We start from the raw sequence: 10138 nt of genomic DNA on the forward strand, positions 1-10138 counted from the left end.
GCAGAGCGGGTTATCCGCAACTTAATGGAAATGGGGCAGGATAAGTTTGCGTTTAAGGATTCGGAACGTCAGCAAAAGGCGTTATGCCGTTTTGTGAATTTTTATCATCCGGTTAAGCCGCATAAGGGTTTGAAAGGTGATATGCCTTTCGGGGTTTTACAGGCATCACTGCCCAATCTGTTGTGTAAACAACGCGGCTGTTTCTGACATCTCAGGCCGTCTAAAAGTTTTCAGACAGCCTTGGAAGTCAGCAGTGATGTTTGCAACGTTGCCAAAAAATCCGGTAAAGCAGACAAATTCGGCAAAATCGTCAAATGCGGGCTGGTGCGCAGTTTTTCTTCCGTGTGTGCACCGGTAGTCACTGCAATGGCCGGTGCGCCTGCGTTGGCGGCCATATTCAAATCATGCGTTGTGTCGCCGATAACGATGGTTTCAGACGGCATCAAACCGAGTTCGCCGCACAATTTGAACACCATGTCCGGCGCGGGTTTCGATGGCTGCTCGCCGGCGCAGGTGGTGGCGAGCCAAAAGCCGGCGGTATTGGTTTGGGCGATGGAATTGTCCAAGCCTGTTCGGCCTTTGCCGGTGGCCACTGCCAGCCAGTAGCCTTGCTTTTTCAATGTTTCCAAACAAGCAATGGTATCGGGGAACAGGGTCATGTTGCGGTTGTTGGGATTTAAGTGGTGTGCGGCATAGGTTTCGATGATTTCTTCCTGTTGGTGCAGGTTCAAATCCGGTGCAAGGTGGCGCACGATGGCAGGCAGGTTGTAACCGATAAGCGGACGGATCCGGCCGGCTTCGGGCGCGGCATGGCCGTTTTCAGTAAAGCTTTCCTGAATGGTGGCGATAATCGGCAGGGTGGTGTCGGCCAGCGTGCCGTCCCAGTCAAAAATAACAAGTTTGGGTTTCATTATGTGTTCCTTTGTTTTCAGACGGACTGATGCCGATTGTCCAACATCACGACAAACTGCGTCAATTCCTGCGGTAATTCGGCTTTCAGAACCAGCTTTTCGCCTGTGACCGGATGGTCTAAATGCAGTTCGGAAGCATGGAGAAACATGCGCTTTAAGCCGAGTTTTTGCAGGCGTTTGTTGGCTTGGTAGTCGCCGTACCGTTCATCGCCGGCGATGGGGCTGTGTTGCGACTGCATGTGCACGCGGATTTGGTGGGTGCGGCCGGTTTTGAGTGTGGCTTCGACCAAGGTAAGCGCAGACAGGCCGACTTGGTGCGGCAGGCCGTCTGAATAGCGTTTGAGTACGCGGAAGATGGTGTGTGCCGATTGGCCGTCATCGCTCACGCGCACCATTTTTTCGCCTTGTGCGCCGGTGTATTTAAACAGCGGCAGTTTGACGTGGAAACGGTCGTTGTTCAGACGGCCTACGCCCAGCGCCAGATAGGTTTTTTTCGGGTGGCCGTTGCGGATCATTTCGTGCAGTTTGACTAAGGCGCTGCGTTTTTTAGCAATCATAAGGAGGCCGCTGGTGTCTTTGTCGAGACGGTGCACCAATTCCAGATATTTGGCTTCGGGGCGGGTTTGGCGGATTTGTTCAATCACACCGAAGCTTACGCCGCTGCCGCCGTGTACCGCCACGCCGGAAGGTTTGTTGATGACCAATAATGCGTCGTCTTCGTACGCGATGTCGAATTTGCACGCAGGGGCGGGTTGGGGTTTGGACGGCTTTTGTGTCCCGGCAGTGCGTATCGGCGGAATGCGCAATATTTGACCGCTTTCGATGCGGGTGTCGGGTTTGCAGCGTTTTTTGTCGAGCCGTACTTCACCGACGCGGATGATGCGGTGAATATGGCTTTTCGGCACGCCCTTGAGAATTTTTATCAGATAGTTATCAAGGCGTTGGCCTGCTTCGTGTTCGGTAAGGGTGATTTGGCTGACTGAATCTTTGCGTATTGGGTGCATTTTCTCTATAATCCAAACATTCGTTTTCACCGTTTTGCAAACAGGCGCGCGGAATGAAGCCAACGCCGCCGCCGCAGGGAAAATCCCTTTCGGGAAACGGATTTGATTTACTGTTAAAAATAGATTTTATATTAAAAACGCACTCTACAAAGCATTTCCTTCCGTTTATGTACAGCCAGTAAACGGAAGAGCGTAATTAAGTTTGAATTGATTTGCCCATCTCACAGAGCATAAGACGAACGGATTTTCGGGGTTATAGCCCGCCGCGCAGCAATCTGAAGAATAACAACAGGCAAACGATGAAGAAGATGACGGCTACCTGATTTATGCGGCTTGATGATTTCAACCCGCGCTTAACTTTAGGCCTGACATACTGGAAAGATGGTATACAGGCGGCGGTATTTTTGATGATACCGAATTGTTCTTTATGACCTTCTTTATCCGAACCCGACCGCACATGACCGTATTTCTTTCAGACGGCATGAAACCTTGCGGAAATTCAACTCAAAAACTGATTACATCAGGACAGCCAACCTGCTTGCCCAAGCATTGGAGCAAGCAGCGTGTCCCGCCTCGTGAGTGCCAGCCGGCTGCGTGAGGCCGTCTGAAAAGACGGTGCAGCCCAACGAGGTTACTATCATGAAACGTATGTTATTTAATGCAACGCAGGCCGAAGAGCTGCGCGTTGCGATTGTTGACGGCCAAAATCTGTTGGATTTGGACATCGAAACGCTGGGCAAAGAACAGCGCAAGGGTAACATCTACAAAGGTGTGATTACCCGCATCGAGCCGTCGTTGGAAGCGTGTTTCGTCGATTACGGAACCGACCGACACGGCTTTTTGCCGTTTAAAGAAGTGTCGCGTTCGTATTTCCAAGATTACGAAGGCGGCCGTGCCCGCATTCAAGACGTGCTCAAAGAGGGCATGGAAGTCATCGTTCAGGTGGAAAAAGACGAACGCGGCAACAAAGGCGCGGCCTTGACCACCTTCATCAGCCTGGCCGGACGCTATTTGGTGTTGATGCCGAATAACCCGCGCGGTGGCGGAGTGTCGCGCCGCATCGAAGGCGAAGAGCGTGCCGAACTCAAGGCCGCCATGGCCGAATTGGATGTGCCGCGCGGTATGAGCCTGATTGCGCGTACCGCCGGCATCGGCCGCAGCGTCGAAGAATTGCAGTGGGATTTCGATTACCTGCTGAAACTGTGGCACGCCATCGAAGAAGCAGGCGAAGCGCATAAAGATCCTTATCTGCTGTTTATGGAAAGCTCCCTGCTGATTCGCGCCATCCGCGATTACTACCGCCCGGACATCGGTGAGATTTTGGTCGATAATCAAGAAGTGCACGACCAAGTATCTGAGTTCATGAGCTATGTGATGCCGAACAACGTAGGTCGTCTGAAACTTTATGAAGACCACACACCGTTATTCTCGCGTTTCCAAATCGAGCATCAGATTGAAAGTGCATTCTCACGTAGCGTCAGCCTGCCGAGTGGCGGTGCGATTGTGATTGACCACACCGAAGCGCTGGTATCGATTGACGTCAACTCTGCCCGTGCCACACGCGGCGCCGACATCGAAGATACCGCTTTCAAAACCAATATGGAAGCGGCTGAAGAAGTGGCACGCCAAATGCGTTTGCGCGACCTCGGCGGTTTGGTGGTCATCGACTTCATCGATATGGAAAACCCGAAACACCAACGCGATGTGGAAAACGTGTTGCGTGAGGCGCTGAAAAAAGACCGTGCCCGCGTGCAGATGGGTAAGCTGTCACGCTTCGGCCTGCTCGAATTGAGCCGCCAGCGTTTGAAACCCGCGTTGGGCGAAAGCAGCCATGTGGCCTGTCCGCGCTGTGCCGGTACCGGCGTGATTCGCGGCATCGAATCGACCGCGCTGCATGTGTTGCGCATCATTCAAGAAGAAGCCATGAAAGACAACACCGGCGAAGTACATGCGCAAGTGCCGGTGGATGTGGCCACCTTCCTGTTGAACGAAAAACGCGCCGAATTGTTTGGCTTGGAAGAGCGTTTAGACGTATCCGTACTGTTGATTCCGAACATTCATTTGGAAAATCCGCATTACGAAATCAGCCGCATCCGTACCGATGATGTCGAAGAAGACGGCGAACCGAGCTACAAACGCGTGGCCGAGCCTGAAGAAGACGAAAACGCCAAGCCGTTCGGCAGTGAGCGTGCCAAAACCGTCCGCTCGGAGCCGGCGGTAAAAAGCGTACAGCATACCCAGCCTGCACCGACCTCAGTCGGGCAAAAAACGACGACTTGGTGGGATAATTTCAAAGCATGGTTGCGCAGAATCCTTGGCGGCACTCCCGTTCCTGCCGAATCTGAAAAACCGGTCGAAACCAAGAAAGCCGAAAAACGGCAAGCCAACGGCAACCGCAACGGCAACAACGCCCGCCGCCAGCAAAACCGCCGCCAAACGCCACGCCGCAACAAACGCGATGGCGGCAAGGTAGAAGTTCAGGAAGTCAACACCGAAGCCAAAGCAGCCAAAATTGCTGAAATCAAAGCCGACAATAAGGCTGAAGCCAAATCGGAAGTCAAGGAAAACAACTACAACCGCCGCGAGCGCAACCGTGCAAATAAAGAAGAGCGCAATCAGGCGGCTGCCGCATCGGTTGCCGCGTTGACCGATATGCCGTCCGAAACCGCCGAGCAAGCTGCGCCGGCCGCCAACAAACGCAGCCGCAACAACCGCAATGCCAACAAAAACGTTGCCATTGAGACCGCTGCAGAAAACGTAGTGGCCGAAAATGCCGGGCTAGAAAACATCGCTGATGTGACTGCTGAAATTGCGTCGGCTACTGAAAAACAGCCGCGTGAACGCAACAACCGCAATCAACGCGACCGCAACCAACGCGACCGCAACCAACGCGACCGCCGCAGCAGCAACAAAAAACGCAATATTCCGTCTGCCGAGAAAATCGAGCATTATCTGAATATCGTTGATGCTGCGGATAAAGTACGCTTTGCCGTGGCACATGTGTTTGGCGAAAACCCGACACAAACGCCGGCGGCTATGCCGACTGAACCGGCCGCCGATATTGAAGACAACGCGCCTTTGGTAGTGGTGATTCCGGAGCCGGGTGAAGCAGAAGCCGTGTCTTTTGCGATCGAAGCCGAATTTCATGATAATGAAGCCATCCGTGTGGAAGAAAGCACTGATGACGAATGCCCAATGATTAACAACGCAGTCGGTAATGTCACTGTTGCCGTGACTTCGGTGTTCGCCATCGAAGCGGTCGATGAATTCTTGCCGATGACTGCTGTTTCGGCTGACCAAGAAGCCAAAGCCGTGTCCGAGATGGAAGACGAATTAATTACGGCCAAAGCATCCAAAGAAGTTGAAGCCGCAGTGCAAGAAGTCGTGTCGAAAGAGCAGGCTGCCGCCGTGAAAGTTGCCGGCACATTGCCGGCCTTGGGTGATTTGGTGTTTGTCGAAACCAAATCGGAAGCTGTTGCCGCCTTGGCTGCCCAGTCGCAACCGGAAAAAGTTTACGGCATGCGCCGTGCCGATATTCCGAAAGTAGAAACCGGAAACGTCGAAGTTAAGATGATTTTGGTGGAAACCCGCAAAGATTGAAGTAAATTTTAGCAAAGCCCGATATATTGATATCGGGTTTTTCTTTGCCTGGGAATAAAGGATTCGAATAAATGACAAATGAAGGTCTGGCCGTCTGAAAGCTGCTTCAGACAGCCTTTTGTCATTTCATCGTGTTTGAATGCTGATTAATATGAGCACAGCAGGTCGTATTTACCATATTGACTGCAAAGCGGCAGTAATTTGGTTATCACAAGAAATGCAGTAAATAGAAAATATAACTATTATTATATTAATTAGTTGTCCCGCCCCACAGCCTTATTCTGGGGGGTTGATAAAAATGACGGAGGATTACTTTCGTAAGCTGACCTCATCAGCTGCCAAGGCGTTTTAAATCCCTTAAATTTGAGCGGCTTTTGATGACTGTAGTACAAAACAAACGATAGCAAATGCCTTCGCAATTCGCCTATATCCTCATAATGATACGCTTTGACCGCTGCCTGTTTCAGCATTTTATTCGTCCTCCCAACTTGGCCGTTTACCCAAGGATGTCTGAATTTAGTCGTTCCGTGCTCAATCCCCAATTTCTGACAAACCAAATCAAACAGGTGGATTTTATCTTTAGGTCCCAGATGCCCGGCCGGCAGCTTATAGGTAAACTACGCACCGTTATCGGTCAGGATATGCGTGGTTTTAAAGGCACAATCTTCCTGCATATTTCTGACGAACTGAGCGGCAATCCCAAGGGTTTGTGATTGGTGCCGTTGGATACAGGCGTATTTGGTGCTGCGTTCGACACCGACAAACAGATAATATTTGCCGGTAGCGCAATGCAACTCGGTAATATCGGTGTGGACATAGCCGATCGGATATTCTTTAAATTGCTTTTTGCCTTTCTTTCCCTCCTTTTCACCAGTAAGGGCGGAAAGACGGAAAAGATTGTGATATTGCAGACAGCGGTGCAGATTGGAGCGTGTCAGTTTGGGGATTTCCGGTTTTAAGGCATAAAACAGGTCATCCAAAGGCAGCAAAGGATTTTCTGCAGGTAGCTCCTCCGGCTCAGTCGGCACCGTAGCGCTGCGCCCTGGCGGGCCGGAACGTTTGCCTTCAGCGTGGTTGGCATGCTTTCATTTGGCTGCGGTTTTTTCATTAATGCCAAATTGTTTGGCTAACGGGCGGATACTCTTTATGAGAGTATTGAATTTCTTTTCATATTCGTAGCGAGGTCTTGGCATTAGCTTGCAATATACTTCCTATAAATCGGTCTCTTTGATCTCGGTTAACGATATGCCAGAAAAATCAGGGATTAAACAATTGGTCAATATTCAGAAAAAAATGTTCCACTTTAATCTGGCAGCCGCAGCGGTATTGATTGCTTTATTATCATTATCCGTAACGTTTGCCGCTGAAACCGAACAAGCAGTGGATTTGGAAACGGTTCATGTTTCTGGTCTGCGTTCTTACAATGCCATTTCGACCGAGAAAAACGACGAATACAGCTCGTCCGCGGTGACTGTCGGTACTAAAATTCTGGCTTCATTGCGCGATATCCCGCAATCTATCAGCATCTTAACTGACCAGCAGATTAAAGACCGCGATGCCGGTACTTTCGGCCAGCTTGCGCGCCAAACGCCTTAGAAATCGGTTTCAAAACGGCCGTTGATATCCATCGCTAATGGTTTCATGCGTTTCTCCTGAGGTGGTAGTCAGGTGTAATTGAAGTTTGGAAAATAATGCCGTCTGAAACAAGCGGAAAATGATACTGGCGTGTATAAATGCTAATTTTATGATTTTAAACACATTATTTGCTGAGGCTGTCTGAAAACAAATTGCAGGTAAATCGTTTATAATAGAAACGTTTTCGCCGTCTGAAGCTTTCAGACGGCTTGATAACATGATTGATGATTCATTCAAAATAGAGGATATTCCCAACATGGCAAAAGAGCAGTTAAATCCCATGATTCTACCGGATTCAGCCGGCAATTTCGGCAAACACGGCGGTAAAATCAGTCATCCCGAATTGGCTGAAGCCTTGGAAGAATTGGGTACCGCGTTTCACAACATCATCGGCGATGAAGAATTTATCAACGAAATGAAGCGCCTGCAGGCTACTTATGTCGGCCGCCCTAGCCCGATTTACCATGCCAAAAGCCTATCGCAACGCGGCGCGCAGATTTTCTTGAAACGCGAAGATTTAAACCACACCGGCGCGCACAAAATCAACCACTGCATCGGTGAAGCCTTGTTGGCGAAAAAAATAGGCAAAACCAAAGTCATTGCCGAAACCGGCGCAGGCCAACACGGCGTGGCACTGGCGACTGCTTCGGCGCTGGTCGGTTTGGAATGTGAAATCCACATGGGCGTGGCCGACATTGCCAAAGAACACCCCAATGTATCGCGCATGAAGATTTTGGGCGCGAAAATCGTGCCGGTTTCCTCCGGTGCGGGTACGCTGAAAGAAGCGGTGGATTCGGCGTTTGAATCGTATCTGGTACAAATGGATACCGCCATGTTCGCCATCGGCTCGGCGGTCGGCCCTGCGCCTTATCCGGAAATGGTGGCTTATTTCCAATCGGTTGTCGGCCACGAAGCGCGTGAACAGTTTGCCCGGCAATACGGCGGCCTGCCTGATGAAGTGGTGGCCTGCGTGGGCGGCGGATCGAATGCGATCGGTTTGTTCAATGCCTTTATCGATGATGAATCAGTGGCGTTGGTCGGTGTGGAACCGGCAGGCGAAGGATTGGACAAGCCCGGCCGCCATGCTGCAACGATGGCCAAAGGCACGTTCGGCAACATTCAGGGCTTCAACTGCTATTACCTGCAAGAAGAAGACGGCACACCCGCCGCCGTGCATTCCATCGCTTCAGGTTTGGACTATCCGGGCGTAGGGCCGCAGCACTGTTTACTGAAGGACAACGGCCGCGGCCGCTACGAATCGGCCACAGACCAAGAATGTTTGGACGCCTTCTTAATTCTGTCGCGCGAAGAAGGCATTATTCCGGCGCTGGAGTCTTCCCACGCCGTCGCCTACGCCCTGCGCCGTGCCGCCGAACTCGACAGCAGCAAACGCTTGTTGGTGAATTTGTCCGGCCGTGGCGACAAAGACATTGATTATGTGTTGGGCAAAATTGAGCTGTAATCCTGAAGGCCGTCTGAAAGTATTATTTCAGACGGCCTAATTTAACCAAGTCTAACCATCAGAGAAAGGAAACCTCCATGAGTATTCTCACACGTACCGTCAGCTATACCGACAGCACAGGCACCACCCTGCAAAGCCATTTCGCCTATCCGGCACAAGGCGGAAAAGCCGCCGCCGTGTTGGTTGCACCCGAATGGTGGGGCTTGAGCGAACACGCCAAAAACAGCGCTGAGCGTTTGGCTGAACAAGGTTATGCCGCGTTGGCGACTGATTTATACGGCAACGCCATGCTCACCGAAGATGCCACCGTGGCCGGTGAAAACATGATGAAGCTGGTAGATAATCCCGAATTGCTGGCCGAACGCACGCAGCTGGCTTTAGACGCTCTAGTGGCGCAAGCTGAAAGCGATGGCGAACGCTTGGCCGCCATCGGCTTCTGTTTCGGCGGCCGCGTGGTGCTGGAAGCCGCCCGCCGCGGTACACCCTTGAAAGCGGTAGCAAGTTTTCACGGCAACCTGACGCCTTCCAAACCAGCAGAAAAAGGAGCCATTAAAGGCGAATTGCTGATTGAACACGGCGAGTTGGATACTTTAGTGACTATGGAAAGCGTTGAAGCCTTCCGCGCCGAAATGGAAGCCGCTGAAGCGCGTTTTCACATTGATGTATTCCCAAATGCCAAGCACGGCTTCACCAACCCGCAAGCCACCCTCAATGGCGAGCGTAACGGCGTAGACTTAGGCTACCAGCAGGACGCCGCCGGGCAATCATGGCAGAATATGCTGGATTTGTTCAAACGCGTTTTGTGATATAGGTCTGGAATGAAAGGCCGTCTGAAAACATTTCAGACGGCCCTTCTACCCAAAATAGTCTTGGCAATACTTTTGTCCGCTTGACCATTGCCATTGATTAAACGTATCTTTGATTTAATGGTATCCCAGCCATAAATCTTGACTAAAATACCTATGCATTCATCAGCAAATGAGCCAGAGATGATTTCCGTGTTTTTGAGGTCAAGAGTAATTTTTGAGCAGTTTTTGTCTTCAATAAGACTAATAATTTGATCTCGAAATGGGATAGCGGAGCAGCGAGAAGCAAAGCTACCGCTAGGTAAGCCTAGGTAAGCAAATAGTTTGCTCCATGATGATGACTCCTTATGTTTAATCGGTTAGTACTTCATAAAATGTCACTAACTTCCGAAACAGTTGAAGACTGGGTGTGTTGCTTTGCTTGTTAAGTTATCTACATTTCATTGGCAATATAGAACTTCCGGAAATTATGCTTAACTCACCATGGTACTGTTGAATTCACTCAATAAGTTTTGCAAGCCTTAGCCCGGCATGATTGTTGCTTTTTGTGTATTTGGCTACTTTCACATTGGATTTCCAATTACATCAGCCCGGGTACTGTTCAAAAATCTGTGTCAATCCCCTAACCCCCCATAAAGGAGAAGACACATGACCAAACCCGCATTTGATTTCGAAACCGCACTCAGGCACCTTCAGTCCGGACAGGCACTGACCGGTAAA

7 protein-coding genes and 3 pseudogenes are annotated in these 10138 nt (G+C 50.7%); 5 read left to right on the forward strand and 5 right to left on the reverse strand.

The window, feature by feature from the left end; all coding sequences use genetic code 11:
- Nucleotides 1-207 (forward strand): annotated as a pseudogene (locus C7N83_RS15345) (hypothetical protein); the annotation flags it as partial.
- A gap of 23 nt (nucleotides 208-230) precedes the next feature.
- Here the strand turns inward: C7N83_RS15345 and C7N83_RS11445 are convergent.
- The gene (locus C7N83_RS11445; RefSeq protein ID WP_211296654.1) at nucleotides 231-914 is read right to left on the reverse strand and encodes an HAD-IA family hydrolase; all 684 of its coding nucleotides are present in this window, start codon (nucleotides 912-914) and stop codon (nucleotides 231-233) included.
- A 14-nt stretch (nucleotides 915-928) separates the two neighbouring features.
- Nucleotides 929-1915 (reverse strand): RluA family pseudouridine synthase, encoded by a 987-nt coding sequence (locus C7N83_RS11450; protein ID WP_106742782.1) that lies wholly within the window; start codon nucleotides 1913-1915, stop codon nucleotides 929-931.
- A 639-nt stretch (nucleotides 1916-2554) separates the two neighbouring features.
- Between C7N83_RS11450 and C7N83_RS11455 the strand changes: the two genes are divergently transcribed.
- Nucleotides 2555-5515: an Rne/Rng family ribonuclease gene (locus C7N83_RS11455; RefSeq protein ID WP_106742784.1), complete on the forward strand. Its 2961-nt coding sequence runs from the start codon at nucleotides 2555-2557 to the stop codon at nucleotides 5513-5515.
- Nucleotides 5516-5769: 254 nt separating this feature from the next.
- Here the strand turns inward: C7N83_RS11455 and C7N83_RS17095 are convergent, their stop codons facing one another.
- Together C7N83_RS17095 and C7N83_RS11465 are read right to left on the reverse strand one after the other, a co-directional pair.
- A complete protein-coding gene (locus tag C7N83_RS17095) occupies nucleotides 5770-6072 on the reverse strand; it encodes an integrase core domain-containing protein (RefSeq protein ID WP_425437522.1) in 303 nt (100 codons plus the stop codon).
- Between the two features lie 60 nt (nucleotides 6073-6132).
- Nucleotides 6133-6543 (reverse strand): hypothetical protein, encoded by a 411-nt coding sequence (locus C7N83_RS11465; protein ID WP_106742787.1) that lies wholly within the window; start codon nucleotides 6541-6543, stop codon nucleotides 6133-6135.
- Between the two features lie 265 nt (nucleotides 6544-6808).
- Here C7N83_RS11465 and C7N83_RS11470 point away from each other — a divergent pair.
- The 3 genes and pseudogenes from C7N83_RS11470 to C7N83_RS11480 all read left to right on the forward strand — a co-directional run.
- Nucleotides 6809-7108 (forward strand): annotated as a pseudogene (locus C7N83_RS11470) (TonB-dependent siderophore receptor); the annotation flags it as partial.
- 298 nt (nucleotides 7109-7406) lie between these two features.
- Entirely contained in the window at nucleotides 7407-8612 is a 1206-nt protein-coding gene (trpB, locus tag C7N83_RS11475) for a tryptophan synthase subunit beta (RefSeq protein ID WP_106742790.1), read from the forward strand.
- 35 nt (nucleotides 8613-8647) lie between these two features.
- Nucleotides 8648-9418: pseudogene (locus tag C7N83_RS11480) on the forward strand (dienelactone hydrolase family protein); the annotation flags it as partial.
- A gap of 35 nt (nucleotides 9419-9453) precedes the next feature.
- Here the strand turns inward: C7N83_RS11480 and C7N83_RS17100 are convergent.
- Complete coding sequence (locus C7N83_RS17100) at nucleotides 9454-9774, reverse strand: STAS-like domain-containing protein (protein ID WP_106742792.1); 321 nt, start codon at nucleotides 9772-9774, stop codon at nucleotides 9454-9456.
- Nucleotides 9775-10138 lie beyond the last annotated feature (364 nt).

This window comes from Neisseria iguanae (assembly GCF_003013245.1).
Classification (GTDB): Bacteria; Pseudomonadota; Gammaproteobacteria; order Burkholderiales; family Neisseriaceae; genus Neisseria; species Neisseria iguanae.